This window comes from Streptomyces purpureus, from assembly GCF_014648195.1.
Taxonomy (GTDB): Bacteria; Actinomycetota; Actinomycetes; order Streptomycetales; family Streptomycetaceae; genus Streptomyces; species Streptomyces purpureus.
In genome coordinates this window covers 23,730-49,115 of the sequence record NZ_BMQQ01000010.1, presented here as the reverse complement: position 1 = coordinate 49,115, position 25,386 = coordinate 23,730, and the positions used below count along the sequence as shown (strand labels likewise).

Annotated in this window: 25 protein-coding genes and 1 pseudogene; 11 read left to right on the top strand and 15 right to left on the bottom strand. The window is 71.5% G+C overall.

Going from position 1 to position 25,386, the window contains the following annotated elements; genetic code table 11:
• Positions 1-111: 111 nt before the first annotated feature.
• Positions 112-720 (top strand): Uma2 family endonuclease, encoded by a 609-nt coding sequence (locus tag IEZ01_RS14955; protein ID WP_019887029.1) that lies wholly within the window; start codon positions 112-114, stop codon positions 718-720.
• An 18-nt stretch (positions 721-738) separates the two neighbouring features.
• Here the strand turns inward: IEZ01_RS14955 and IEZ01_RS14950 are convergent, their stop codons facing one another.
• The 6 genes from IEZ01_RS14950 to rsmI form a co-directional block, all read right to left on the bottom strand.
• A complete protein-coding gene (locus IEZ01_RS14950; protein WP_019887030.1) occupies positions 739-1,638 on the bottom strand; it encodes a 4-(cytidine 5'-diphospho)-2-C-methyl-D-erythritol kinase in 900 nt (299 codons plus the stop codon).
• A complete protein-coding gene (rsmA, locus tag IEZ01_RS14945; RefSeq protein ID WP_019887031.1) occupies positions 1,635-2,495 on the bottom strand; it encodes a 16S rRNA (adenine(1518)-N(6)/adenine(1519)-N(6))-dimethyltransferase RsmA in 861 nt (286 codons plus the stop codon). Before rsmA ends, IEZ01_RS14950 begins: the two co-directional genes overlap by 4 nt.
• A complete protein-coding gene (locus IEZ01_RS14940; RefSeq protein WP_028797627.1) occupies positions 2,492-3,808 on the bottom strand; it encodes a resuscitation-promoting factor in 1,317 nt (438 codons plus the stop codon). Before IEZ01_RS14940 ends, rsmA begins: the two co-directional genes overlap by 4 nt.
• Before the next feature lie 91 nt (positions 3,809-3,899).
• On the bottom strand, positions 3,900-4,769 hold the full coding sequence (locus IEZ01_RS14935) for a TatD family hydrolase (protein ID WP_019887033.1): 870 nt from the start codon (positions 4,767-4,769) through the stop codon (positions 3,900-3,902).
• Positions 4,770-4,843: 74 nt separating this feature from the next.
• Complete coding sequence (locus tag IEZ01_RS14930; protein ID WP_019887034.1) at positions 4,844-5,257, bottom strand: hypothetical protein; 414 nt, start codon at positions 5,255-5,257, stop codon at positions 4,844-4,846.
• 151 nt (positions 5,258-5,408) lie between these two features.
• Complete coding sequence (gene rsmI, locus IEZ01_RS14925; protein ID WP_189202066.1) at positions 5,409-6,290, bottom strand: 16S rRNA (cytidine(1402)-2'-O)-methyltransferase; 882 nt, start codon at positions 6,288-6,290, stop codon at positions 5,409-5,411.
• Positions 6,291-6,342: 52 nt separating this feature from the next.
• Between rsmI and IEZ01_RS14920 the strand changes: the two genes are divergently transcribed.
• The 3 genes from IEZ01_RS14920 to IEZ01_RS14910 all read left to right on the top strand — a co-directional run bounded on the left by IEZ01_RS14920 (position 6,343) and on the right by IEZ01_RS14910 (position 10,981).
• Positions 6,343-8,067, top strand: a complete 1,725-nt coding sequence (locus tag IEZ01_RS14920; protein ID WP_189202064.1) for a dolichyl-phosphate-mannose--protein mannosyltransferase — start codon at positions 6,343-6,345, stop codon at positions 8,065-8,067.
• 128 nt (positions 8,068-8,195) lie between these two features.
• Entirely contained in the window at positions 8,196-9,842 is a 1,647-nt protein-coding gene (locus IEZ01_RS14915; RefSeq protein ID WP_189202191.1) for a penicillin-binding transpeptidase domain-containing protein, read from the top strand.
• Between the two features lie 239 nt (positions 9,843-10,081).
• Positions 10,082-10,981, top strand: coding sequence for an EamA family transporter (locus IEZ01_RS14910; RefSeq protein WP_189202062.1), 900 nt, complete (start codon positions 10,082-10,084; stop codon positions 10,979-10,981).
• A gap of 236 nt (positions 10,982-11,217) precedes the next feature.
• Here the strand turns inward: IEZ01_RS14910 and IEZ01_RS14905 are convergent, their stop codons facing one another.
• Both IEZ01_RS14905 and IEZ01_RS35655 read right to left on the bottom strand, forming a co-directional pair.
• Positions 11,218-11,934: a hypothetical protein gene (locus tag IEZ01_RS14905; protein WP_189202060.1), complete on the bottom strand. Its 717-nt coding sequence runs from the start codon at positions 11,932-11,934 to the stop codon at positions 11,218-11,220.
• A gap of 14 nt (positions 11,935-11,948) precedes the next feature.
• Positions 11,949-12,311 carry a pentapeptide repeat-containing protein gene (locus IEZ01_RS35655; RefSeq protein ID WP_189202058.1) on the bottom strand — a complete coding sequence of 121 codons (363 nt, stop codon included), beginning with the start codon at positions 12,309-12,311 and terminating at the stop codon, positions 11,949-11,951.
• Between IEZ01_RS35655 and IEZ01_RS14895 the strand changes: the two genes are divergently transcribed.
• The 5 genes and pseudogenes from IEZ01_RS14895 to IEZ01_RS14875 all read left to right on the top strand — a co-directional run bounded on the left by IEZ01_RS14895 (position 12,242) and on the right by IEZ01_RS14875 (position 15,934).
• Positions 12,242-13,594: an NsdA family TPR-like regulatory protein gene (locus IEZ01_RS14895; protein ID WP_189202057.1), complete on the top strand. Its 1,353-nt coding sequence runs from the start codon at positions 12,242-12,244 to the stop codon at positions 13,592-13,594. The two genes, IEZ01_RS35655 and IEZ01_RS14895, sit on opposite strands and share 70 nt — an antisense overlap.
• Before the next feature lie 195 nt (positions 13,595-13,789).
• A pseudogene (locus IEZ01_RS14890) lies at positions 13,790-13,959 on the top strand (transposase); the annotation flags it as partial.
• A 309-nt stretch (positions 13,960-14,268) separates the two neighbouring features.
• A complete protein-coding gene (locus IEZ01_RS14885) occupies positions 14,269-15,198 on the top strand; it encodes a DNA-binding protein (protein ID WP_028797630.1) in 930 nt (309 codons plus the stop codon).
• A complete protein-coding gene (locus IEZ01_RS14880; protein WP_019887042.1) occupies positions 15,195-15,521 on the top strand; it encodes a ribbon-helix-helix domain-containing protein in 327 nt (108 codons plus the stop codon). Before IEZ01_RS14885 ends, IEZ01_RS14880 begins: the two co-directional genes overlap by 4 nt.
• Complete coding sequence (locus IEZ01_RS14875; RefSeq protein WP_189202055.1) at positions 15,518-15,934, top strand: type II toxin-antitoxin system VapC family toxin; 417 nt, start codon at positions 15,518-15,520, stop codon at positions 15,932-15,934. The genes IEZ01_RS14880 and IEZ01_RS14875 overlap by 4 nt, the downstream gene beginning before the upstream one ends.
• A 9-nt stretch (positions 15,935-15,943) precedes the next feature.
• On the opposite strand, the gene IEZ01_RS14870 is transcribed toward IEZ01_RS14875, so the two are convergent.
• The 5 genes from IEZ01_RS14870 to IEZ01_RS14850 all read right to left on the bottom strand — a co-directional run bounded on the left by IEZ01_RS14870 (position 15,944) and on the right by IEZ01_RS14850 (position 20,818).
• Positions 15,944-16,723 (bottom strand): SDR family NAD(P)-dependent oxidoreductase, encoded by a 780-nt coding sequence (locus tag IEZ01_RS14870; RefSeq protein WP_189202053.1) that lies wholly within the window; start codon positions 16,721-16,723, stop codon positions 15,944-15,946.
• 61 nt (positions 16,724-16,784) lie between these two features.
• Entirely contained in the window at positions 16,785-17,945 is a 1,161-nt protein-coding gene (locus IEZ01_RS14865; protein ID WP_019887045.1) for a serine hydrolase domain-containing protein, read from the bottom strand.
• Between the two features lie 86 nt (positions 17,946-18,031).
• A complete protein-coding gene (locus IEZ01_RS14860) occupies positions 18,032-18,769 on the bottom strand; it encodes an energy-coupling factor ABC transporter ATP-binding protein (RefSeq protein ID WP_040875499.1) in 738 nt (245 codons plus the stop codon).
• Positions 18,770-19,026: 257 nt separating this feature from the next.
• A complete protein-coding gene (gene cbiQ, locus IEZ01_RS14855; protein WP_019887049.1) occupies positions 19,027-19,788 on the bottom strand; it encodes a cobalt ECF transporter T component CbiQ in 762 nt (253 codons plus the stop codon).
• A gap of 1 nt (position 19,789) precedes the next feature.
• Positions 19,790-20,818, bottom strand: a complete 1,029-nt coding sequence (locus IEZ01_RS14850; protein WP_189202051.1) for an energy-coupling factor ABC transporter permease — start codon at positions 20,816-20,818, stop codon at positions 19,790-19,792.
• A 178-nt stretch (positions 20,819-20,996) separates the two neighbouring features.
• Between IEZ01_RS14850 and IEZ01_RS14845 the strand changes: the two genes are divergently transcribed.
• Both IEZ01_RS14845 and IEZ01_RS14840 read left to right on the top strand, forming a co-directional pair.
• A complete protein-coding gene (locus IEZ01_RS14845; protein ID WP_189202049.1) occupies positions 20,997-21,356 on the top strand; it encodes an SsgA family sporulation/cell division regulator in 360 nt (119 codons plus the stop codon).
• Between the two features lie 54 nt (positions 21,357-21,410).
• Entirely contained in the window at positions 21,411-22,373 is a 963-nt protein-coding gene (locus tag IEZ01_RS14840; protein ID WP_019887052.1) for an endonuclease/exonuclease/phosphatase family protein, read from the top strand.
• 63 nt (positions 22,374-22,436) lie between these two features.
• On the opposite strand, the gene IEZ01_RS14835 is transcribed toward IEZ01_RS14840, so the two are convergent.
• Positions 22,437-24,596: an MMPL family transporter gene (locus IEZ01_RS14835; RefSeq protein WP_189202047.1), complete on the bottom strand. Its 2,160-nt coding sequence runs from the start codon at positions 24,594-24,596 to the stop codon at positions 22,437-22,439.
• Between the two features lie 128 nt (positions 24,597-24,724).
• Positions 24,725-25,294 carry a TetR/AcrR family transcriptional regulator gene (locus IEZ01_RS14830; RefSeq protein WP_019887054.1) on the bottom strand — a complete coding sequence of 190 codons (570 nt, stop codon included), beginning with the start codon at positions 25,292-25,294 and terminating at the stop codon, positions 24,725-24,727.
• Positions 25,295-25,386 lie beyond the last annotated feature (92 nt).

Below are 25,386 nucleotides of genomic sequence, written 5' to 3'. Positions count from 1 at the left end.
ACATACCAGAGTAGACCGTAGGGCGGCATGGTCACTCTTTGTGACGACCTGATCCGGAACCGGAGGCTACCGTGGAGGCCAGGCCGAAGAATCCCGTCCATGGGAGGAACCATGACCGCCGAGCCGACGGGCAGGCCGACCGCGAAGTCGGCTCCCGAATGGCCGGTGCCGCCTCGCGAGGGCTGGACGGTGGACGACCTGGACACCTTGCCCGGCCTCCCGCCGCACACCGAGTTGATCGACGGGAGCCTGGTCTTCGTGAGCCCGCAGCTCCGTTTTCACAACCTCATGATCCGACTGCTGACGAACGGGCTGGTTACGCATGTGCCGTCGACGCACAAGGTCTACAACGAGATGACCGTGGTCATCGACCGCGGCAACTGCCCGGAGCCGGATGTCCTGATCGTTCGCAAGGAGGCCGTTCGCAGCCTGACGCAGACCTCATACCCCGTCGCCGACGTCTTGCCGGCCGTCGAGGTCGTCTCGCCCGACTCCGAGTCCCGCGACCGTGACACCAAGCCCCACAAGTACGCTGCGGCGGGCATCGAGCACTTCTGGCTCGTGGAGATGGAAGGCGAGGATCACCACCCGGTCGTACGGGTCTATGAGCGCGACCCGGTCACGAAGACGTACACCTGCACCGGCGTCCACCGCGACCGGCTGAAGCTCGCGGCCCCCTTCGACATCGACATCGACCTCACCGAGATCCACGAGATGTAGCTACCCCTGCTCGGCCCGCTAGCGGACGTGGGCTCCCGGCGCCGGGGAGGTGGCCACGCGGGCGGTGCGGCAGGTGCCCGAGGCGAGCAGGGCCTCGGCGACCGCGGCCGCCGAGTCGGGGTCCTTGGTGAGGAACGCGGTGGTCGGGCCCGAGCCGGAGACGAGGCCGGCCAGGGCGCCGGCGGCGGTGCCGGCCTCCAGGGTGGCCGCGAGGGAGGGCCGCAGGGAGAGCGCGGCGGGCTGGAGGTCGTTGACGAGGGTGGCGGCCAGCGCCGTGGTGTCACCGGTGCGCAGGGCGTCGAGGAGGGCCGGGGAGGCGACCGGCTCGGGGACGTCGGTGCCGGTGTTGAGGCGGTCGAACTCGCCGTAGACGGCCGGGGTGGACAGTCCGCCGTCGGCGACGGCGAAGACCCAGTGGAAGGTGCCGCCGACGGGCAGTTCGGTGAGGTGTTCGCCGCGGCCGGTGCCGAGGGCGGCGCCGCCGGCCAGACTGAAGGGCACGTCGCTGCCGAGTTCGGCGCAGATGTCGAGGAGTTCGGCGCGGGGGGTGTCCAGGCCCCAGAAGGCGTCGCAGGCGAGCAGGGCGCCCGCCCCGTCGGCGCTGCCGCCGGCCATGCCGCCGGCGACGGGGATGTCCTTGGCGATGTGGATGTGGACGTCCGGGGAGATGCCGTGACGGGCGGCGAGGGCGAGCGCGGCGCGCGCGGCGAGGTTCGTCCGGTCCAGGGGGACCTGGTCGGCGTCGGGGCCCGAGCAGGTGATCGTCAGCTCGTCCGCGGCGGTGACCGTCACCTCGTCGAAGAGGGAGACGGCGAGGAAGACGTTGGCGAGGTCGTGGAAGCCGTCGGGGCGGGCGGCGCCCACCGCGAGCTGGACGTTGACCTTGGCCGGTACGCGTACCGTCACGCTCTCGCTCACTGCTTCGCCTCCGCGATCCGTGCGAACTCCTCCACCGTGAGGGATTCTCCCCTGGCCTGGGGCGAGACTCCGGCGGCGGTCAGGGCGGCCTCGGCGGCCGCCGGGGAGCCGGCCCAGCCGGCGAGGGCGGCGCGCAGGGTCTTGCGGCGCTGGGCGAAGGCGGCGTCGACGACGGCGAAGACCTCGGCCTTGGTGGCGGTGGTCTTGAGCGGTTCGGTGCGCCGCACGAGGGAGACGAGGCCGGAGTCGACGTTGGGCGCGGGCCAGAAGACGTTGCGGCCGATGGCACCGGCCCGCTTGACCTCGGCGTACCAGTTCGCCTTGACGGAAGGCACGCCGTAGACCTTGTTGCCGGGCTGGGCGGCGAGCCGGTCGGCGACCTCGGCCTGGACCATGACAAGGGTCCGCTCGATGGTGGGGAACCGGTCGAGCATGTGCAGCAGGACGGGCACGGCGACGTTGTACGGCAGGTTGGCGACGAGCGCGGTGGGCGGCGGCCCGGGCAGTTCCTGGACGTGCATGGCGTCGGTGTGGACCAGCGCGAAGCGGTCGGCCTTGGCCGGGATACGGGCGTTGATCGTCGAGGGCAGCGCGGCGGCGAGGACGTCGTCGATCTCGACGGCGGTGACCCGGTCGGCGACCTCCAGGAGCGCCAGGGTCAGGGACCCCAGGCCCGGTCCTACCTCGACCACGACGTCGTCCGGGCGCACCTCGGCGGTGCGGACGATACGGCGGACCGTGTTGGCGTCGATGACGAAGTTCTGGCCGCGCTGCTTGGTGGGGCGTACGCCCAGCTTGGCGGCGAGTTCGCGGATGTCGGCGGGGCCGAGGAGGACGTCGGGATCAGTGGTGCTCACCGGTACAGCCTACGGCCGCAGTGCGGCCACGGACTTGCCCCCCGCTGCACGTAGAGCTTCTTGGCCCGGTAGGTCTGTTCGGCGGCGGGCGCGTTCTGGGCGACGCCCTTGCCGCCGAGGGCGCGCCAGGTGCCGGGGTCGAACTGGTAGAGGCCGCCGTAGGTGCCCGACGAGTCGACGGCGCCGGGGCGGCCGCCGGACTCGCACTGGGCGAGGGCGTTCCAGTCGAGGCCGTCGGCTCCGGCGACGGAGGAGGGCAGCGGCTTGGAACCCACCCTGATCTTCTGGGTGACCGGTTCGCGGACGATCTCCTCGGCGATCCGGCGGGGTTTCTGTTTGACGCCGTTGACCGTGCGCAGGGCGTAGGTGACCCGGCGTACGCCCTGCCTGCCCTGGCGCTCGACGACTTGGATGCCGGCGAAGAGGTCCGGGTCGCGGGTCCTTTCGGTGGTGTACGGGATGGGTTCCTCGCGGATCTCCTTGGTGCCGGTGATCCGCATGACGGTGATGGTCTGGCCGTCGCGGGGGAAGCTGTCGGGCGGTACGGAGGTGGTGTCCTGGGCGCCGAGGGTGATCCCGGCCTCGGCGAGGGCTTCGCGGACGGTGGCGGCGTTGGTGCGGATGACCCGTTCGCGGCCGTCGGCCATGAAGGTCAGGGTGCGTTCGGTGCGGACGTCGAGGGTGAGGCCCTTGCGGGTGATCTCCATGGAGCGGGAGACGGAGAGGTAGGCGCCTTCGGCACGGACGCCGAGCTGGCGCAGGGCGCCGTCGACGGTGCGGGCGGTGGTCCAGACGCGGCGCCGGTGTCCGTCGAGGGTGAGGGTGACCGGGCGGCCGTAGCGGACGACGATCACGTCGCCGCTGGCGAGGGCTGCGCCGGGGGCGGGGGCGACGATGTCGTGGTCACCGACGGTGATGCCCTCGTCGTCGAGGAGTTCGCGGACGTCGTCGGCGAAGGTGTGCAGGGAGCGCGGGGCGCCGTCGACGCTGAGCCTGACGGCCTTGTCGTTGGCGACGAAGGCGCTGGTGCCGCCGGCGAGGACGACGACGACCATGGCCTGCGGAAGGAGGCGCCGCAGCCCTTCGGGGCCGCGGCCCCGGCCTGCTTTGCGGCGGCGTGCGGCGCGCCGGGCCTCGGCGCGGCCCCCGGCGGGGACGGTGACGGGGACCGGGGTGGGGGCGGGGACGGGCGGGCGGCTCAGGACGAGCGCCGCCTCCTGGGTCTCGTACGACGCGAAGGCCACATCGGTCGCGCTCTTTGCGGCGCGACGCCCGGACCGTACGGCTCGGTGACTGCCCTGCGAGTTGCTCACGAGGCCGGGACACTAGCGGAGCTCCAGTCACTCTCCAAAGCAGCGCGACTACGGACTGTGGCTGTTATGCATCAGTGATCGTCGGGGTTCCTCAGTAGTCGAACGCACGCGCGGTGTTCGCGCCGATGGCCTCGGCGAGGGTGTCCTCGTGGATGCCCCGGACGGCGGCCATGGCCCGGACGGTGACCGGGATGAGGTAGGGGGCGCCCGGCCGCCCCCGGTAGGGCGCGGGGGTGAGGAAGGGCGCGTCGGTCTCGACCAGGACAAGCTCCAGCGGGGCGACGGCGAGCGCGTCGCGCAGCGGCTGGGCGTTCTTGAAGGTGACGTTGCCCGCGAAGGACATGTAGTAGCCGTGGGCGGCGCAGATCTCGGCCATCTCGGCGTCGCCGGAGTAGCAGTGGAAGACGGTCCGCTCGGGGGCGCCCTCCTCGGCGAGGATCCGCAGCACGTCGGCGTGGGCCTCGCGGTCGTGGATGACCAGCGCCTTGCCGTGCCGCTTGGCGATCTCGATGTGGGCGCGGAAGGAGCGCTCCTGGGCGGCCACGCCCTCGGGGCCGGTACGGAAGTGGTCCAGGCCGGTCTCGCCGACACCCTTGACCTCGGGCAGGGCGGCGAGCCGGTCGATCTCGGCGAGCGCCTCGTCGAGGGCGGCGTCCCCACCGGCCTCCCGGGCGCCCTGGCGCGACCAGCCGTCCGGATCCCCGAGCACGATGCGCGGGGCTTCGTTGGGGTGCAGCGCGACGGCCGCGTGGACCTGGTCGTACTGGGCCGCGGTCTCGGCCGCCCAGCGGGAGCCCTTGAGGTCGCAGCCCACCTGGACGACGGTGGTGACACCGACGGCGGCGGCCTTGACGAGGGCTTCCTCGACCGTGCCGCTCTGCATGTCCAGGTGGGTGTGCGAGTCCGCCACCGGCACCAGAAGCGGTTCGGGCAGCGGCGGCGGGGCGTCCTTCGAGCTCATGGCCCCGATCGTACGAGGGCGGTGCGGCGACCCGCGATCGGGTTACCGCACGGGCGGCCGGGGCCGGTGGGGCGCTACTTGCGCTCCCTGAAGGGGTGGAGGAGGTCGGAGAGGTGCCAGTGGTGTTCGGCCGGTGGGGGTTCCTCGGGCGGGGCGGTGGGCCGGCCCGAGGTCTTCTGGCCGATGGGTCCGGCCGTGGCGACCGGTGGGTACGACCAGGATTCGTCGGCCCGTTCCATGTACTCCCGGACGGCGGAGACCTGACCCGCCCGCATGATGCGGACGACATGGCTTCCACAGTTCAGGCAGGTCGGGTTGGAGAGCGGGGAGGGAACCCGCTGCCCCTTCGTGCGGTAGACGACCATGTCATGGCCGGCGGCGTCCGTGTGGTGCTCGATGTCGTACGACTGCTCCCAGCCGTACCCGCAGCGCATGCAGGCGAAGGCGTACGACTCATGGCCGACGGATGTGCCGGTGATCTCACTCATGCCAGCTCCTCTCCACTGATCCAGTGGACGCCCATTCCGGCCGGAGCGCATCAGCGCCGGTTGAACCATGGAGTTCTCTTGGCCCTTCCTTGCAGAAAGGCCCACCGCACGGGCAAAAAGCTTTGCTTTTCAGGTTAGCCCTTTACCGTTCTCAGGCGCCTTTCGGTCCGGGTCCTTCCCGGTCCGCGTTCTTCGCCGCCACCACGGCGTCGAACACCTCCCGCTTGGGCAGGCCCGCCTCGGCGGCGACCGCCGCGATGGCCTCCTTGCGGCGCTCCCCCGCCTCCTCGCGCACCCGCACGCGGCGCACCAGCTCGTCGGCATCCAGCTCTTCGGGCCCGGTCTCGGGGGCGCCCTCGACGACGACGGTGATCTCGCCGCGTACGCCTTCCTTCGCCCACTCGGCGAGCTCGCCGAGGCCGCCGCGCTTGACCTCCTCGTACGTCTTGGTGAGCTCGCGGCAGACGGCGGCGCGCCGCGACACGCCGAAGACCTCGGCCATCGCGTCGAGTGTGTCGTCGAGCCGGTGCGGGGCCTCGAAGTAGACGAGGGTGCGCCGCTCGTCGGCGACCTCGCGCAGCCGGCCGAGCCGCTCGCCGGCCTTGCGCGGCAGGAAGCCCTCGAAGCAGAAGCGGTCGACGGGCAGTCCGGACAGGGCGAGTGCGGTGAGCACGGCGGACGGGCCGGGCACGGCCGTGACCTTGATGTCCTTCTCCACGGCGGCGGCGACGAGACGGTAGCCGGGGTCGGAGACGGACGGCATGCCCGCGTCGGTGACCAGCAGGACCCGCGCCCCGCCCTCCAGGGCCTCGACCAGTTCGGGCGTACGGGCCGACTCGTTGCCCTCGAAGTACGACACGACCCGGCCGGTGGTGTGGATGCCGAGCGCCCGGGTCAGCCCGCGCAGCCGCCGGGTGTCCTCGGCCGCGACGATGTCGGCGGTCTCCAGCTCGGCGGCGAGCCGGGGCGGGGCGTCCGCGATGTCACCGATGGGGGTCCCTGCGAGTACCAGCGTTCCTGTCACATGGGTCATCCTCGCAGCCCGGACGGGCGACTCGCACAGGCGCGTTCCCTACGATGGCGCGGTGACCAGTACTGCTCATAAGGCCCCGCAGGGACAGGACGCCGGGGACGCGCCGCCTCCGTGGCAGCAGCGCCTGCGCCGATTCGGCTACGCGCCGCGCGCGGAGATCGGGCTGCGGGAGCGGCTCGTACCGCCGTATACGCGGCCGTCGGAGCGGATGTGGTCGCTGCTGGGGGTCTCCCCGTCGCGCGCGGAGCGGCTGACGCGCCTCGCGGCGTGGGGCGGCCCGCTGCTGGTGGCGCTGGTGGCGGGGGTGATGCGGTTCTGGCACCTGGGCAGCCCCAAGGCGGTGATATTCGACGAGACGTACTACGCCAAGGACGCCTGGGCGCTGGTCAACCAGGGTTATGAAGGGGCGTGGCCGAAGGACGTCGACAAGTCGATCCTGGCGAACCCGGACGCGGTGGCGATCCCCACCGAGCCGGGCTATGTGGTGCATCCGCCGGTCGGCAAGTGGGTGATCGGCCTTGGCGAGCAGTTGTTCGGATTCACACCGTTCGGCTGGCGGTTCATGGTGGCGGTGCTCGGCACGCTGTCGGTGCTGATGCTGTGCCGGATCGGGCGGCGGCTGTTCCGCTCGACGTTCCTGGGCTGTCTGGCCGGTCTGCTGCTGGCCGTGGACGGGCTGCACTTCGTCATGAGCCGCACCGCGCTGCTCGACCAGGTGCTGATGTTCTTCGTCCTCGCGGCGTTCGGCTGTCTGCTGATCGACCGGGACCATGCCCGGCGGCGGCTGGCCGCGGCGCTGCCGAGGGACGAGGAGGGGCTGCTGCGGCCGGACGCGGAGGTCGCCGAGACGCTCCGGCTGGGCCTGCGGCCGTGGCGGATCGCGGCGGGCGTGACGCTGGGCCTGGCGTTCGCGACGAAGTGGAACGGTCTTTACATCATGGCCGCGTTCGGGGTCATGGCGGTGCTGTGGGACGCGGGCGGGCGCCGGACGGCCGGTGCGATCAGCCCGTACGCGGCGGTGCTGAAGCGGGATCTGGTGCCTGCGTTCGTGTCGGTGGTGCCGGTCGCCGTGGCGACGTACATCGCCTCCTGGACCGGCTGGATCGCCTCGGACAAGGGGTACTTCCGCGACTGGGCCGAGCGGCCCGGCGGGGGCGGCGGGACGTGGGGGTGGCTGCCGGACTGGCTGCGCAGCCTGTGGCACTACGAGACCGAGGTCTACAAGTTCCACGTCAATCTGACCTCGGGTCACACCTACGAGTCGAACCCGTGGAGCTGGATCGTCCTGGGCCGCCCGGTCTCGTACTTCTACGAGGACCCGGCGCCGGGCCGGGACGGCTGCCCTGTCGACGCGACGGAGAAGTGCGCGCGTGAGGTCCTGGCGATCGGGACGCCGCTGCTGTGGTGGGCGGCGTGCTTCGCGCTCTGCTACGTGCTGTGGCGGTGGTTCTTCCGGCGCGACTGGCGGGCGGGCGCGATCGCGTGCGGGGTCGCGGCGGGCTGGCTGCCGTGGTTCTTCTACGAGGAGCGGACGATCTTCCTCTTCTACGCGGTGGTGTTCGTGCCGTTCCTGTGCCTCGCCGTGTCGATGTTGATCGGCGCGATCGTCGGCCCACCGGGCTCGGACGAACGCCGGCGGACGGTGGGCGCGGTGGGCGCGGGCGTGCTGGTGCTGCTGATCGTGTGGAACTTCATCTACTTCTGGCCGCTGTACACGGGCGAGGCGATTCCGATGGATGCCTGGCGGAGCCGTATGTGGCTGGATACGTGGGTGTGACGGCGAATCTGACGGGTGCGGGCACGGTCGGGTAACGACCGCCCCTCTTGTCACTACTGTCGCGTAGAGTCCCGTCCGTCAGGTACTTGAACATGTTCAAGTACGCTCTGGGGAGGGAACTGAACAGCATGCGCAGCGGAGCGAAGGTCGCCGTGGTCGGCGGAGTGTTCGTGATCGTCGCCGGCGGGGTGGGGTACGGGGGCTACAACCTGTGGAACGGGCTGAGCGGTAACGGCGGGGGTACGACCACCAAGTCCGCCGAGACGAAGAAGAGCGGTCCGGTCACCCCGGACGAGGTGAAGCAGACCGCCGAGGAGTTCCTCGCCGCCTGGGCGGCCGGCGAGAGCGACAAGGCCGCGCAGCTCACCAACAACTCCGGCGCCGCGGGGACGGCCGTCGAGGGCTTCCGGAGCCAGGCCCATGTCTCGAAGGCGGTCATCACGCCCGGCACGCCGAGCGGGGTGCGGGTGCCGTTCACGGTCGCCGCGACCGTGACGTACCAGGGCGTCTCCAAGCCGCTGAACTACACCTCGTCGCTGACCGTGGTACGCGGACTGACCACCGGCAAGGCGCTGGTGGACTGGCAGCCGGCCGTCATCCACCCGAAGCTCACCAAGACCGCCACCCTGAAGACCGGCGCGGCGAAGACGGCCGAGATCAAGGCCGTCGACCACGACGGCGTCGAGCTGACGAAGGAGAAGTACCCCTCCCTCGGCCCGATCCTGGACGAGCTGCGCAAGAGGTACGGGGCGAAGACGACCGGCACCCCCGGCGTCGAGACGTTCATCGACAGCGGCTCGGACAGCGTCGCCAACACCTCCCTGGTCACGCTGACCAAGGGCAAGCCGGGCGAGCTGAAGACCACCCTGGACGCCGGGGTGCAGGCCGCCGCCGAGAAGGCGGTCAAGAGGTACGGCAAGGCGTCGGTCGTCGCGATCAAGCCCTCGACCGGCGAGGTGCGCGCGATCGCCAACAGCCCTGCGGACGGCTACAACACGGCCTTCATGGGCTCCCAGGCCCCCGGCTCCACGATGAAGATCGTGACGGCGGCGATGATGATGGACCAGGGGATCGTCTCCGGTCCGAACGCCAAGGTGGAGTGTCCGGCGACGGTTTCGTGGGAGGGTGTGCCCTTCCGTAACCTCGACCACTTCAAGATAGACAACGGCACCTTCGAGGCCTCCTTCCGTCGCTCCTGCAACACCGCTTTCATCAAGGCGATCGGCCCTCTCAACGAGAAGGGCATCGAGAACACCGCCCTCGGCGACACCGCCCGGAAGTACTTCGGCATCGGGGTGGAGTGGAACACCGGCATCCCCTCCTTCGACGGCAAGGTCCCGCCGTCGCAGGGCGGCGAGACCGCCGCCTCGTACATCGGCCAGGGCAAGATCCAGATGAGCGCGCTCAACGTCGCCTCCATCGCCGCGACCGCCAAGTCCGGCGCCTTCAAGCAGCCGGTCGTCGTCCCGCAGTCGCTCGACGACCGGGAGCTGGCCACCGCGCAGCCGCTTCCCGGGCACATCTCCCAGTCCCTCAAGCAGATGATGCGGGCCACCGCCACCGCATCCGACGGCACCGGCCGGCAGGCGATGGCCGGGCTCGGCGGCTCGAAGGGCGCCAAGACGGGCTCGGCGGAGGTCGACAACCAGGCCACGTCCAACAGCTGGTTCACCGGCTACGCGGACGACCTCGCGGCGGCGGCCGTCGTCCAGTCCGGCGGCCACGGCGGCGACGCGGCGGGGCCGGTGGTGGCGTCCGTCCTGAAGGCGCGGTAGAGCCTCGTCGGCGGGGCGCGCGGCGGCGGGGCCGGTGGCGCGTCCGCACCGAAGGCGCGGTAGAGCCCCTTCGGCGGGGCGCGCGGCGGGGCGTACGGCGCCGGACGCGCCCCGCGGGCTCCGCACCCGGATACGCAGGGCCGTCCCCCCGCACGTGAGCCGCGCCATCGCGTGCCCCGTACAACCACCGCTAGCGTGCGCGGAGTGACTTCCCTCGAACTCCTCCGCCGGCGTGCGGTGTGACGCCTCTCGTCGCGGCGGCCGTCCTCCTGGCAGCGGTCACCCACGCCTCCTGGAACGCGATCGCCCATCACATCAAGGACCAACTCCTCTCCTTCACGCTGATATCCGGCGGCGGGGCGCTGCTCGGCGCTCTCGCCGCCGTCTTCGTGCCGCTCCCGGCGGCGGAGGCCTGGCCGTATCTGATCGCCTCCGCGATCGTCCACGTCGGCTACATGGCCCTGCTGATGCGTTCCTTCACGCTCGGCGATTTCGGGCAGATGTACCCGATCGCCCGGGGAACGGCACCGCTGGCGGTGACCGCGATCGCCGCCCTGTTCGTGGACGAGGTCCCCGAGGCCTGGCAGTTGACCGGCGTCGCCGTGGCCTGCGCGGGACTGGTGGGGCTGGCCCTGTGGGGCATCCGAGGCAGGGACGGGGCGGGTCGCGGGACCGGCGGCGGGGCGGGTCGCGGGACCGGCGGCGGCCGTCCCCACCGGCCCGCGCTCGTCGCGGCCGTCGGAACGGGGCTGGCCATCGCCGCGTACACGGTCGTGGACGGGGTCGGGGTCCGCACGTCCGGAACCCCGCTCGGCTACATCGCCTGGCTGATGATCCTCCAGGGGACCGCGATCCCGCTCTACACCCTGTACCGCCGACGGAGCGCGCTGGCGGCGCAGTTGCGCCCGTACGCGATGCGCGGAGCGGTGGGCGCGGCCCTGTCGATCTCGGCGTACGCGCTGGTCCTGTGGGCCCAGACACAGGCGCCGCTCGCCCCCATCGCGGCGCTGCGGGAGTCCTCCGTCATCGTGGGCGCGGCCATCGGGGCGCTGTTCTTCAAGGAGCGCTTCGGCACACCGCGGATCGCGGCGGCGGCGCTGATGGCGGCGGGGATCGCCCTGATGCTGTACGGGAGTTGAGCGCGGGGCGGCTCTGGCGCGGAAGGTTCGGCGGACGGTCGAGGCGGCGGCCACCGTGCGGCCCGATGCCGGCGAACGACGCGTCGTGCCTTCTCTCACGCGGGCGCGCACGTACCTCGCCCCACTGACGGGCGACGCCCATGCGACGGAGTCGAACAGAGCGGCACGACGGAAGGCGTGCGAGTGTGGAGCGGGCCGGGCATATTGATCACGACGCAATACGCTCCTTATGCGAGCTAGATCAGGGATGGCAGGGCGCCCCTCGGCCATCGGCCTAGCCAGAAGGCTGCGGTGGAGGGCTCCTCCTGGCCCTCGGTGGAGCCGTCGTGCAGCAGGTACTCGGTGGGGGCGATGTAGCCCTCTCCGGGTGCCAGCCGGATACGGACGACCTGTACCGGGTGCCCTGCCGCGACGTGTTCCCGGTAGTCGTTGGTGTGCGGGTAGCGGAGATGGTAGTCAGTGGGGTGGATGGCTCGGCAGACAGCTTGAGCGTCCAGGGCGCCCAGGATGATGTATCGGCTGCCGGGACCGTGGTTGACGGCGAGTCTCCGCCGTCCCCGCGCCTTCGCGCCGTAAAGCAGCTTGTCCCAGTTGTCGAGGTGCAGGCCGAGGAGTTTGCCGACGGCGTAGTTCTCTGTCGTCGTCACCATGTCGGGCTTGGCGTGGGCCTGGCCGAGGTACGCGGCGTCCGAGTCCCCCATGCGGGCGGCTAAGCCCTCCAGCTCCTCGCCCCTGGGCACGGGCGGGCGGACGATCTCCACGAGGGTGCCGGGCGGGGCCCACTGTGGCGCGGTCAGCAGGAGTCCCACCGCTTCGGGAAGCGGCTGCCACAGCCCGGACGGGACGACGGCGCCGTCTTCGTACTCGGGCTCGTTCTTGATGGTGCGAACGGCGGCGAAGTCGCATCGCTCGCGGAGGGCGTCCAGGTCGGTGCAGGCGATGTGCAGGGGCACGGGAGTCTCCGGGTTCAGTCGTCTCCGAGCACGATGTCCAGCTCGCCCACCAGGGCTTCGGCGAGGTCGGCCTGCTGGCTGTGGTCGATGCGGACCTTGGCGAGGTTCGCGACACCGCGGAGTGCCGACAGGTCGTTCTCGCGAAGGTCGGTGTTGCGGTACCGGCCCGCGCCGAATTCGGTGAGGCGGAGGGTGCAGTCGTTGAACACGGCGCCGGACAGGTCGCAGTCGGTGAACGTGGCCTCGGTGAGTACGCAGCCGATGAAAAGGTGTCGCTTTCGGCCCGAGGTAACCGGAGGCCCTGGGGATGAAGACGCGCAACGTGGGACTGGAGAGTCATCTCGCCCGCTCCGGAATGAGCCGCGGTGAGTTAGCACGCCGGATCAAGGCGAAGGCGCTGGAGTACAAGGAGCCCCACATCGCGCCTGGCGTTTCCCGGATCAGGTGTTGGATCGAAGGTGAACAGCCTCGCGAGCCTGTACCGCAGATCGTTGCCGATGTGTTCTCTGACCGCTTCGGGTATCGCGTCACGGCATACGACATCGGCTTCGGCACAGGCACATCGGTTGATTCCGCACTCGTCTACGACACCTCGTTCACGGCTACCGTGAAGGCAGTCGCCGAACTGGGGAGAGCTGACGTGGACCGACGCAAACTGCTTGCAGCCGCACCCTTCGCTGCGGTCGCCGGGGTTGGGCCCTCGCGCGACTGGCTGATGAACACCCTCGATCAGGAGCCGTCCGCTGGACCGCGCGTCCGCCTGGAGGACGTGGCGTCCGTGAAGGCGATGTTCGAGAAGTTCCAGCGGATGGACATCTTCCAGGGCGGAGGCTCTGGCCGCCTGGTCCTGGCCGAGTACATGACCCAGCACGTCTTGCCGCTTCTACCCCGGGCGAAGACGGAAGAGGTGCGCCGAGCACTGTGCGAGGCCGCCAGCGAGCAGACCTATCTCCTCGGCTGGATGGCGTACGACTCCGGAGAGCACGGCGTGGCACAGCGCTACCTCATCCAGGCACTTCGGCTCGCCGAGGAGTCGATGAACCCGGCCCTCGGGGCGCATGTCCTCGCCGGCATGGCCGACCAGGCGACCCTGCTGGGCGACCCGAACGAAGGACGCCGTCTGGCGCAGGCCGGTCGGCACGGGCTGGCCAAGGCCGATTCCGCTGCCTGCCTGGCGGACCTGTGGTGCCTCGAAGCGCGGGCCCTCGCCAAGCTCGGCGACACCAAGGCGGCCAGCCGGGCTGTGATCGAATCGGAAAAGGCGTTCGAGCGGGTGCGGCCGGAGCAAGAGCAGGCGTGGGCGGAGTTCATTGACCCGGCCTACCTGCACGGCGAGCACGCCATGACCTTCCGGGACCTCAATGACCCGAAGTCCTCCGAGGCCCACGCCACACGGTCCATCGACCACGCACACCAGCAGAAGCGCGCCCGGCGGGGCGCGATGTCTCAGGCCGCCCTCGCGGTCAGCCACATTCAGCGTCGAGACGTGGACGCCGCGTACGCTGCGGGCCTGCGCACACTGACGCTGGCCTCGCAGGTCAAGAGCACACGGGCCATCGAGGCGGTTCAGGATCTTCGTCGCCGGATGCAGCCCTTCGGGCAGAATCGCCTCGTCGCCGACTTCAACGAGCGGGCACAGGCACTCGTCGAAGCGGCCTGACCAAACGGATGCGGGCCCTCGCGTCGAGCGCGGGGACCTGCAAGTCAGGCAGCCGGAGAGAGTACGACGAGCAGTGGACCTGCCGCGTGGTCCCAGCCGCGTCCGGCCTCGACCGCCTCTTTGCCGGCGCCTGCAATTCCGTTCCGGATCGGGACGAGGAAGGTCTCGCGGAATTGCGCCTGGGCGCCCTCGTTCATGCCGCTCGCCGAGGCCGTGGCGGCGACGTACGTGCCGATCGGCGAGTACGGCCCATATCCCGAACGGCTGCGGCAGCAGTTCGAGGGCGTGATCTGGCGGTTCAAGACGGGCGGGCAGTGGCGGGAGAGCCGACGGAGTTCGGCGTCTGGTCGACGGTCCACAACCGGCGGGCACTCCGGGGGAGGGCCGGGAGGGCCGTTCAGGCAGGTGGGGACCGGGTCGCGGGGGCCTGGGAGGTGGTCCGGCGCGACGCTAAATACTTTCAATTCCTGAGAGGGAAAGTACCCAACCCAACCCCTCCGGCTCCCCGTGCACGCTGCGTCACCCACACGAGTGGGATTCGCCAACTGGGCTGGATTCTGGGTCCGTTGGTTGGCATATGCTCACGGCGACCGACCCCGAACAGACGACGGCCCCCGGCCGGGACTAGCGATCCCGATCGAGGGCCTGACCAACGAGGAAGCAGTACCTTCCCGATGGATAGCCAAGACCTTAGCGCGCCCAGGCGCGCCACGGCCGTGAATCGGCCCACTGCCCCCCGATCCGGTGTCATTCACGTCAACATGCGGCACACCAGCCGCTACACCGTCATCGGCAACCACCTCGCCCAGCACCGCCAGCTGTCGCTCACCGCGATCGGGCTCGCCACGCACATCCAGTCGCTGCCGACGGGGACGAGCGTGGGGATCAAGGCGCTCGCGGAGCGCTTTCCCGAGGGCGAGATCCGGATCGCCGCCGCCCTGCGGGAGCTTGAAGCCCACGGCTACCTGGAGCGGACGCGCGAGCGGCTGCCCAACGGGCAGGTCGTCGCACGCACGGTCTCGTACAACAAGCCGGGCGCCAGGCCGGGGCCCGACCGCGCCCCGGACCCGACACCGGATCCCGCGCCGGAGCGCGACCCCGACCCGGCACCGGAGCCGCCCCGGGACCCTGACCCGACGGCTGACCCCACGCCGGATCCGACGCCGGAGCCGCCCCAGAGGCCTGAGCCCGGCCCCGGGCCCGTACCGCCTCCCCCGCCGCTGCCCGAGCCCACCACGACCGACCCCGCGCGGCAGCGCGCCGCCGCAGGCGTCCTCATCGGGCTGCGCGCCCACGATCCCCGGCTGCTGCTCTCCGAGCGGGACGTCCACCGCCTCGCCCCCGCCGTGGCCGCCTGGCTGGAGCGCGGCGCGGCCCCCGACGCCGTACGCCGCACGCTCGCCGCATGCCTTCCGGAACCGCTGCGGCACCCGACGGCCCTCCTCGCCCACCGCCTGACCGCCCTCCTGCCACCCCCGCTCCTGGCCGCACTGCCCGCCCCGGACCCGCTCCAGACCTGCGAGGACTGCGACCGCGCGTTCCGCGCGCCGGAACCAGGGCACTGCCGCGACTGCCGACCATCCATCGAGGAGCGTGCCGCATGACCCGCATGGGTATGCTGACATACATGAAGCGCACAACGATCAAGATCGACGACGCGCTGGACGCACGGATGCGCCACGAGGCCGCCCGGCGGGGTTTGACCATCTCGGAGTGGACGCGGGAGGCCATCGCCGCGCATCTGCCCGGAGAAGGGGAAGGATCGCCCGTCCGGCGACGCGTCTTCCACTCGACCGGATCAGGTGACAGCGGACGCGGTGACATTGCCGAGCGCATGGAAGAGCTGCTCGCCGGACTGGCCGGGGGACCTGACGTGGCCGACGAGGACAGAACGCCGGGAACACAGCACCCGCGCCTCAGCGCATGAGCGCGCTTGTCGTCGACGCGGGGCCGCTCTATGCCCTGATCGACAGGAGCGACGCCTGGCACGCCACCTCCGTACGCCTCCTTGAGACACATCCGGGGCCGCTCCTGGTCCCCGCACTCGTCATCGCCGAGGTCGCCCATCTGGTCGGACGACGGCTCGGCCCGCGGTCCGAAGTCCTCCTCGCACAGGACTTCGCAGAGGGACTGTTCACAGTCGAACCAGTACATCCAGGGGACTGGCTGCGCATCGCCGAGCTGACCGCCCGTTACTCCGACTTTCCGCTGGGGCTGGTAGACGCCTCTGTCATCGCCTGCGCCGAGCGGCTGGGCGTGACCGAGGTCGCCACGGTGGACCAGAAGCACTTCGGCGCCGTACGCCCCATCCACGTGCCGGCGTTCACCCTTCTCCCTTAGCCGGCCGCGCTACTCCTGATCCCCGCTCATCGCCCACGCGAAGCCCGTGTTCACCGCCAGCAGGCCGCCGTCCACGCGCAACGTCGTGCCGGTGATCCAGGAAGCGTCCGTCGAGGCCAGGAAGGCGACCGCGGAGGCGATGTCGTCCGGGGTGCCGACGCGGCGCAGGGGGTAGACGTGGGCCGCGAGGCGGGTCAGGTCCTCGTCGCGGCCGTCCCAGGCGCGGGTGGCGATCGTGCCCGGGTTGATCTGGTTGACGCGGACGCCGCGCGGGGCCGCGTCGCCCGCCAGGGTGCGGGTGAAGGAGGCGAGGCCCGCCTTGGCCGCGCTGTAGGCGTGGTTGCCGAAGTCCTGTTCGGCGTTGACGGAACCGATGTTGACGATCGCGCCCCGGCCCGACGCCGCCAGCAGCGGCATCGCCGCGCGGGCGCAGCGGAAGGCGCCCATGAGGGTCACGTCGAGGTTCTGCCGCCAGCCCTCGTCGCTCTCGTCCTCGATCCGTTCGGCGTCCGGCGCGACGCGCGCGAGGGCGTTGTTGACGAGCACGTCGAGGCCGCCGAAGCGGTCGGCCGCGTACGCCACCGCCGCCTCGACCGACGCCCGGTCGCCGACGTCGCAGCGCAGCGGGACCGCCCCGGGGATGGACTCGGCCGTGCGCGCGGCGGCGTCCTCGTCGATGTCCGTCAGCAGGATCCGCCCGCCCTCCGCGGCGAGTCTGCGGGCGGTCGCCTCGCCGATGCCGCGTGCCGCGCCGGTGATCAGTACGCCGTACCCCTCGAAACGCTTCATGGGGCGATCATGGCGCCGGGCGCACCGCCCCGACCAGACCCCGCCGGTCCCGTCGGGCCGGTCAGATCGCGGCGCGGACCGCCCGTACCAGCGCCTGCGCCCGCGGGTCCGCGGTGACCGTCTTGCGCATGCCGTTGGTGACGTAGCCGAAGGCGATCCCGCTCTCCGGGTCGGCGAACCCCAGCGAGCCGCCGCGGCCCGGGTGGCCGAACGAGCCGGGCGCGAGGAACGGGGAGGCCGTGCTGTGCAGCATGTAGCCCAGGCCGAAGCGGGTGTTGACGACGAGGATCCGGTCCGGGCCGGTGGACTCCTCCGTACGGGCGAGGGTGAGGGTCGCCGGGGCGAAGAGGCGGTGGCCGTCGACCGGGCCGATGGTGGCCGCGTAGAAGCGGGCCAGGGCGCGGGCGGTGGAGACACCGGCGGAGCCGGGGAGTTCGGCGGCCCGGTAGGCGGGGTCGTTCTCGTCGGGCGCGGGGTCGATCGCGGCGAAGGCGCGGCGGGTGAGGGAGGCCGGGTCGCGGTACGCCTCGGTGACCGCGCGCTTGGGGCGGAGCTTGAGGCCGGGGCCCTGCGGGGTCTCGGGCTCCTCGACGGGCCCGACGCGGCCGGCCCGGTGGGCCTCGTCCGCCGGGAGGCCGATCCACAGGTCGAGGCCCAGGGGGCGGGCGATCTCCTCGGCCACCCAGCGGCCTATGGAGCGGCCGGTGACCCGCTTGACCAGGCCGCTCAGCAGCCAGCTGAAGGTGTGCGGGTGGTAGCCGTGGTCGGTGCCGGGCTCCCAGACGGGCGCCTGCGCGGCGACGGCCGCGCCCGCTGCCTCGGGGTCGATCGCCTCGGCGAGGGTGAGCGGGCGGTCCAGGACGGGCAGGCCCGCGCGGTGGGACAGCAGCTGCCGTACGGTCACCCGCTCCTTGCCCGCGGCCTTGAACTCCGGCCAGTACGTGCCGACACGGGCGTCCAGGTCGAGCTGGCCGCGCTGGTGCAGGAGCAGCGGGACGGCGGCGGCGACGCCCTTGGTGGCGGAGCGGACGATCTGCGCGGTGTCCACGGCCCAGGGGGCGCTGCCGTCGACGTCCCGCGTGCCGGCCCAGAGGTCGACCACCTTGGTGCCGTGGCGGTAGACGGCTACGGCCGCGCCGCGCTCGCCGCCCTCGGCGAAGTTGCGCAGGAAGGCGTCCCTGACCGGCTCGAATCCCGCCGCCACCGTGCCCTGGACGTCCACGCTCCACGCTCCCTTTCCGCAGCACCCGTTCGCGGTGCCACCCCATGGTGCAACGTGAGCTTCTGAGCGCGGATTCCGGGGGTGGTTCAGGCCTGGGCGGCCGGGGTCACGGAGCGCGGGTCGAAGCCGTACGGCAGCTCCAGGCGGTGGCGGCGCATCAGCTCGGGGTCGCTCAGCACGTCCTGCGTACGCCCGTCGGCGGCGATCACGCCGTCGCTGAGGATCACCGAGCGGGGGCAGAGCTCCAGCGCGTACGGCAGGTCGTGGGTGACCATCAGGACGGTGACGTCGAGCGAGCGGAGGACGTCGGCGAGTTCCCGGCGGGAGGCCGGGTCCAGGTTGGAGGAGGGCTCGTCGAGGACGAGGATCTCCGGCTCGGTGGCGAGGACGGTCGCGACGGCGACCCGGCGCCGCTGGCCGAAGGAGAGGTGGTGCGGGGGACGGTCGGCGAACTCGGCCATGCCGACCCGCTCCAGCGCGCGGCGCACGACGGCGTCCAGGTCGGCGCCGCGCAGTCCGGCGGCGGCCGGTCCGAAGGCCACGTCCTCGCGGACGGTGGGCATGAAGAGCTGGTCGTCGGGGTCCTGGAAGACGATGCCGACGCGGCGCCGGATCTCGGCGAGGTGCTGCTTGGCGACGGGCAGACCGGCGACGGTGACCGTGCCCGCGCCGCCGGTGAGGATGCCGTTGAGGTGCAGGACGAGGGTGGTCTTGCCGGCGCCGTTGGGACCGAGCAGGGCGACCCGTTCGCCGCGGCCGACGGTGAGGTCGACGCCGAAGAGGGCCTGGTAGCCGTCGGGATAGGCGTACGCGAGCCCGCGCACCGCGAGGGAGTCGGGCGCCGCGGGCGCGTTGGGTGCGTCGGTCGGCGCAAGGGGGTCGGCTGTCGCGGGTGCCTCGGTCGGCGAGAGGGGGTCCGGTGTCGCAGCGTGGCCGGGTGCCGCGGGTGCGTCGGTCGGGGCGAGGGGGTCCGGTGCCGCAGCGTGGCCGGGTGCCGTGGGTGCGTCGGTCGGGGCGAGGGGGTCCGGTGCCGCAGCGTGGCCGGGTGCCGTGGGTGCGTCGGTCGGCGCGGAGTGGTCGGTCATAGGGTCCATCCCAGCAGGCAGATCGGCAGGGCAGCACAGGGGAGGACGGCGGCGTACGCCCACTGGGCACGGGTCGCGGACACGTCGTCGATGACCGGCATCGACCCGGTGTAGCCACGGCTCACCATCGCCAGGTGCACCCGCTCGCCGCGTTCGTACGACCGGATGAAGAGCGCGCCGGCGGACTTGGCGAGGACGCCCCAGTGGCGTACGCCGCTCGCCTCGAAGCCCCGGGAGCGGCGGGCGATCGACATCCGGCGCATCTCGTCGGTGATCACGTCGCCGTAGCGGATCATGAACGAGGCGATCTGGACCAGCAGCGGCGGGAGCTTGAGCCGCTGGAGGCCGAGGATCAGGGCGCGCAGCTCGGTGGTGGCGGCGAGCAGGACGGAGGCGGCGACGCCGAGGGTGCCCTTGGCGAGGACGTTCCAGGCGCCCCACAGGCCGGGGACGCTGAGCTGGACGCCGAGGACCTCGGTCTGTTCGCCCGGCACGACGAAGGGCATGAGCAGCGCGAAGGCGACGAACGGGATCTCGATCGCGAGGCGCTTGAGGAGCAGGCCGGCCGGGATGCGGGCCAGGGCCGCGACGGCGGCGAGCAGGGCGGCGTACAGCGCGAAGGCCCACATCGCCTCGCGCGGTGTGGAGACCACGACCAGCACGAAGGCGAGCACGGCGACGAGCTTGCAGTGCGGCTGCAGGCGGTGCGGGAGCGAGTCGCCGTGCCGGTAGAGCTGGTGGGCGTGGCCCGCGCCCACGTCAGTCCGAGGCCTGCGCGGCGGGGCGGCGGCGGACGGCCCAGAAGACGCCGCCGCCGACGACGACGGTGGCGCCGACGCCGATCACGCCCGCGAGCCCGCCGGAGAGGCGCGGGGCCTCGATGCCCTTGACGCCGTAGTCGGCGAGCGGGGAGTCGGCAGCGGCGTGGTCCTCGACGTTCTTGTCGATGCCCTGGTCGGCGGCGACCTTCTCCAGGCCGTCGGGGCTGGCGGAGGCGTAGAAGGAGACGAACCCGGCGAGCAGCAGGGCGGCGGCCAGGCCGCTGAGCAGCAGCTTCTTGGGGGAGCGAGCGGCGGCCGGGGCCTGGGCGGCGGGGGCGGCGTCGACAAGTTCGCCGCCGACGCGCAGCTTGAGCGGGGCGCTCAGGCCGCGGGCGCCGTACACGAGGTCGGGGCGGACGGCGACGACGGCTCCGACGGTGAGCATGGTGATGACGGCCTCGCCGACGCCGATGAGGACGTGGACGCCGACCATGGCGGTGAGGACCTTGCCGACCGGGACGTGCGTGGTGCCGCCGATCGCGTAGAGCAGGGTGAAGGCGGCGGCCGAGGCCGGTACGGAGACCAGCGCCGCGGCGAAGGAGGCGGCGGTGAGGGAGCGGCGGGTGCGCGGCAGCACCTTCACCAGGCCGCGGAAGAGGGCGTACGAGACGACGACGGTGACGACGCCCATGACGGTGATGTTGACGCCGAGCGCGGTGAGGCCGCCGTCGGCGAAGAGGATGCCCTGCATCAGCAGGACGACGGAGACGCAGAGCACTCCGGTGTACGGCCCCACGAGGATGGCGGCGAGCGCGCCGCCGAGGAGGTGGCCGCTGGTGCCGGCGGCGACGGGGAAGTTCAGCATCTGCACGGCGAAGATGAACGCGGCGACGAGGCCGGCGAGCGGGGCGGTCCGCTCGTCCAGCTCCCGGCGGGCGCCCTTGAGGCCGACGGCCACGGCGCCCGCGGCGGCGACGCCGGCGGCGACGGAGACGGGAGCGTTGATGAATCCGTCGGGCACATGCATGGCGGGCTCTGCTTTCGGCCGGTTCGGGGGGTGCGGGCGGAACCGTTCGATGATGGGGCCTTCTGCAAAGAGGTTGCAAGAACAAAGAGGTCACAAATAAGAGCGGGATAAGAGAGGCCCCGGCCGCCGGAATGTGGCACATTAGAGGGCAAATAGGACGAAATTGAGGAGTCGGCCGATGACCGCCGCCGCCCAGAGTCCCGCCGTCGAAGAGCATGCCAAGGGCCTGATCATCACCGACGCCCCCCTCTCCCGGGCCGTCCCGGTCTCCCTGCGCTACGACCCCGGCACAGACCCGGCGGCCGTCCGGTTCGCCTTCCCCAGCGGCACCGAGTGGAGCTTCCCCCGCGAGCTCCTCGAGTCAGGGCTCCGCGCCCCCGCCCACCGCGAGTCCATCGACATCTGGCCGTGCGGCCGGGTGCAGACGGTGGTGGAGTTCCACACGGAGGACGGGGTGGCGGTGGTGCAGTTCGACACCTCGGCCCTGACACGTTTCCTCAAACACACATATGCCGTCAGGGCACCGATCGAGGCATAGTGATCTTCGTTCACGACAGTTGACGGTTGTTCACCGTCCCAACCGGGGGGAAACGTGAAGAAGATCCTCGCCATGCTCGGTGCGGCACTGCTGCCCTTGTCCGCGACGCCGGCCGCGAGCGCGACCGGGATGACCACCACCGAGGTCCGCAACCTCCAGGTCATGAGCTGGAACATGTGCGGTGTCGAGCGCTGGAACTGCCAGGAGCAGGGCACGGCGCAGCAGAAGATCGACGTGGTCAAGTACCACGTCGAGAAGAACTACGTACAGGCCGCGCTGCTCCAGGAGATCTGCAAGAACGACGCGGACACCCTGCTGACCACCCTGAACGGGGTCAGTCCCGGCTGGAAGATGTCCTTCCAGCCGTACCGCTGGTCCTACACCAACGGCACGACGAAGCTCAGCGCGTGCAAGACGGACGCGGACGGCAACGACATCGAGCCGGGGAACGTCGCCGGAACGGCCATCGTCGTCAAGGCGGGTCTGGCCAACCCCACCGCCTACAACCTGCCGCAGCCGAGGAACGCGGTCTACCCGCCGTTCCACTGCGCCACCGCCACCTGGTGGGACGTCCGGCTGTGCAACGCGCATGTGGTGACTCCGCCGAAGCCCACCGAGACCAGGCCCGACCTGCGCAAGGAGCAGATCGCCGAGATCAAGCGGATCGCGACCTCCTTCCCCAAGGTGGTGCTCGGCGGCGACTTCAACACCCCGGCGCCGGACACGCTCAAGGCGTCGGAGGCACCCGTCCCCGCCACGACGGTGGAGACGGACGCGGGCACCGCCGACATCTGGGGAGAGGGGCTGTACGGCCGGGGTCCGGGCACGCCCGGGCTGCTGGAGTGCGACCAGGAGGGCACGGCGAGGACCGGCCGGCCCACGTACGACGGCACCACGAAGAAGCTGGACTACCTCTTCAGCAACCAGGAGCGGCGCTGGTGCGCGGTGGCCGACTCCGCGTACTCGGACCATCACGTGCTCATCAAAAGCATGGCGGTGACCGTGCCCGTCGGCTGAGCCATGGACACGGCGGAGGCCGCCACCGCACCCTCCCGGGTGTGGTGGCGGCCTCGGTCACGCTCAGACCTTGGCGAGCTCCCGGTCGTCCTCGGACGCCGGTCCGCCGAGCTGCTCGCGCAGACCCTCGCCCTCGACGTCCACGTTGGGCAGCGCGCGGTCGAGCCAGCGCGGCAGCCACCAGGCCTTGTGGCCGAGCAGGGCCAGCACGGCCGGGACGATCGCCATGCGGACGACGAAGGCGTCGAAGAGGACGGCGACCGCGAGGCCGAAGCCGATCATCTTCACCATCTGCTCGCTGGAGCCGATGAAGCCCGCGAAGACCGCCATCATGATCACCGCGGCGGCGGTGACGACCCGGGCGCCGTGGCGGAAGCCGGTGACGATCGCCTCGCCGGGGCGCTCCCCGTGGACGTACGCCTCGCGCATCCGGGTGACCAGGAAGACCTCGTAATCCATGGCGAGACCGAAGACCACGCCCACCATGAAGATCGGCATCATCGACATGATCGGGCCGGTCTGCTCGACGCCGAACAGGTCGCCGAGCCAGCCCCACTGGAAGACCGCGACGACCGCGCCGAGCGCGGCGACCACCGACAGCAGGAAGCCGAGCGCGGCCTTGAGCGGGACCAGGACCGAGCGGAAGACCACCATCAGGAGCAGGAAGGCGAGTCCGACGACGAGCGCGAGGTAGGGCAGCAGCGCGTCGTTCATCTTCTGCGAGAAGTCGATGTTCATCGCCGTGGCGCCGGTGACCAGGACGTCGTCGCCGCCGGCGTCGCGGATGTCGTGGACCAGTTCCTCGGTGGCGGCCGAGGAGGGGCGGTCCTTGGGGACGACCGTGATCATCGCGGTGTCGCCGGCCTTGTTGAGGGTCGGCGGGCTGACGAACACATGCCCCTGGATGCCCTGGATCGTCTGGGCCGTGGCGTCGGCGGCGGCCTTGTCGCCGTCGACGACGACGATCAGGGGGCCGTTGGAGCCGGGGCCGAAGCCGTCGGAGAGCAGGTCGTAGGCGCGGCGCTGGGTGGTGGAGGTGGGCTGGGAGCCGTCGTCGGGCAGGCCCATCTCCAGCGAGGCGGCGGGGACGGCGATGGCACCGAGGCCGAGCACACCGGCGAGGAGCACGGCCACCGGGCGGCGCAGGACGAAACGCGCCCAGCGGGTGCCCACGTTGGGCTTGTCGCCGGCCTCGCCGCCCTTGCGCTGCTTGCGGCCGAGGACCTTCGTCCCGGCGAAGCCGAGCAGGGCCGGTATGAGGGTGAGCGCGATGAGGACGGCGATCACGACCGTGCCGGCGGCGGCGAAGCCCATCTTGGTGAGCATCGGGATGTTGACGACGGCGAGGCCGACCAGGGCGATGACGACGGTCAGTCCGGCGAAGACGACGGCGGAGCCGGCCGTGCCGACGGCCCGTCCGGCGGCTTCCTCGCGGTCGTGGCCCTCGGCGAGCTCGGCGCGGTAGCGGGAGACGATGAAGAGGGCGTAGTCGATGCCGACGGCGAGGCCGATCATCATCGCGAGGGTCGAGGTCGTCGAGCCGAGGTCGAGGACGCTCGCCAGCGCGGTGATCGTCGAGACGCCGATGCCGACGCCGATGATGGCGGTGAGCAGCGGGAGTCCGGCGGCGACCAGTGAGCCGAAGGTGATGACGAGGACGATGCCGGCCACGATCACGCCGATGATCTCGCCGGAGCCGGTCTCGGGCATGGCCTGGAGCGCGTCACCGCCGATCTCGACGGTGAGCCCCTGGCCCTGTGCGTGGTGCCCGGCCTCCTGAAGCGCCTCGCGGGTGGCGTCGGTCAGCTCCATGCCGTTGACCTTGTACGCGACGGAGACGTACGCGGTGGAGCCGTCGTGGGAGACGGCCTTGGCGGTGTACGGGTCGGTGACGGAGGCGATCTGGTCGGAGCCGGTCTTCAGCTCGGCGACGGTCTTGTCGACCTTGGCCTTGTTGGCCGCGTCGGTCATCTTCTGGCCTTGCGGGGCCTTGAAGACGATCCGGGCCGTGGCGCCGTCGGCGGCGGCCTCCGGGAAGCGCTGTTCGAGGAGGTCGAAGGCCTTCTGGGCCTCCGTGCCTGGTATGGAGAAGGAGCTGGTGGTGGCGGCGGGCGCGGTGGCGGCGCCGGTTCCGGCGAGCGCGAGCAGCGCGACCCAGAGGAGGGCGACGAGCCGGCGGCGCCGGAAGGCCAGTCGGCCGAGTTTGTAGAGGAACGTGGCCACGGGGGCGTACTCCCATTGTTGGACGGACAGGGCATGGGGAGCCGGCCCGACGGCGCGAGCGGTGACGCGTCGGAGGTGCTGGTCGGTGGTGCCCGGCCGGTGGTGAGGTGGTGCTCGGCCGGTGGGTGTCAGACGCCGAGGGCGGGGAAGACCACGGCGTCGATGAAGTCGGAGAGGAAGGCCCGGTCGACGGAGCGTTCCTCGATCAGCGGGAGCGCGATGAACGCCCCGATGAGCAGGTGGGGCACGAAGTCGAGGGCCGGACGGTCCGGGGCGATCTCGCCCCGGTCGACGGCCCGCCGCAGGATCGTCTGGAGACCGGTGATCTCCGGGTCGACCAGCAGGTCCTTGAGCGCCTTGTGGAGCTCGGGGCTCTCGTGGACGGCGTGGGCCAGGCCCCGGATGAGCGCGGTGTCCTTGGCCATCTGGTCGTCGTCGGAGTGCTGGACCATGACGGCGAAGTCGCCGCGGAGGGTCCCGGTGTCGATCTCCGCCAGGGAGACGGGCTGGGTGCAGCGCAGCGCGCGGGCGACCAGCTCGGGCTTGCTCCCCCACTGGCGGTAGAGGGTGGCCTTGCTGGATTTCGTACGGGCGGCGACCGCGTCCATGGTCAGGGCTTCGTAGCCGACTTCACGGAGCAGGTCGAGGACCGCCGCGTGGAGTTCGGCCTCCCGTTCGGGAGTGAGCTTGCCTGCCATGACCGGGCCTCCTGCCCTTCCGCCCGAAGCTGCGGAACGAAACGGTTTCGTACACCACGACCGTAACCCGGACCCCAGCGAAACGGCAACGT

Bases quoted from the DNA above. Each gene is read 5' to 3' on its own strand.
- IEZ01_RS14955 (WP_019887029.1), top strand. From the start codon at position 112: ATGACCGCCGAGCCGACGGGCAGGCCGACCGCGAAGTCGGCTCCCGAA.
- IEZ01_RS14935 (WP_019887033.1), bottom strand. From the start codon at position 4,769: ATGAGCTCGAAGGACGCCCCGCCGCCGCTGCCCGAACCGCTTCTGGTG.
- IEZ01_RS14930 (WP_019887034.1), bottom strand. From the start codon at position 5,257: ATGAGTGAGATCACCGGCACATCCGTCGGCCATGAGTCGTACGCCTTC.
- rsmI (WP_189202066.1), bottom strand. From the start codon at position 6,290: ATGACCCATGTGACAGGAACGCTGGTACTCGCAGGGACCCCCATCGGT.
- IEZ01_RS14915 (WP_189202191.1), top strand. From the start codon at position 8,196: ATGCGCAGCGGAGCGAAGGTCGCCGTGGTCGGCGGAGTGTTCGTGATC.
- IEZ01_RS14895 (WP_189202057.1), top strand. From the start codon at position 12,242: ATGAAGACGCGCAACGTGGGACTGGAGAGTCATCTCGCCCGCTCCGGA.
- IEZ01_RS14885 (WP_028797630.1), top strand. From the start codon at position 14,269: ATGGATAGCCAAGACCTTAGCGCGCCCAGGCGCGCCACGGCCGTGAAT.
- IEZ01_RS14880 (WP_019887042.1), top strand. From the start codon at position 15,195: ATGACCCGCATGGGTATGCTGACATACATGAAGCGCACAACGATCAAG.
- IEZ01_RS14875 (WP_189202055.1), top strand. From the start codon at position 15,518: ATGAGCGCGCTTGTCGTCGACGCGGGGCCGCTCTATGCCCTGATCGAC.
- IEZ01_RS14870 (WP_189202053.1), bottom strand. From the start codon at position 16,723: ATGAAGCGTTTCGAGGGGTACGGCGTACTGATCACCGGCGCGGCACGC.
- IEZ01_RS14850 (WP_189202051.1), bottom strand. From the start codon at position 20,818: ATGCATGTGCCCGACGGATTCATCAACGCTCCCGTCTCCGTCGCCGCC.
- IEZ01_RS14845 (WP_189202049.1), top strand. From the start codon at position 20,997: ATGACCGCCGCCGCCCAGAGTCCCGCCGTCGAAGAGCATGCCAAGGGC.
- IEZ01_RS14830 (WP_019887054.1), bottom strand. From the start codon at position 25,294: ATGGCAGGCAAGCTCACTCCCGAACGGGAGGCCGAACTCCACGCGGCG.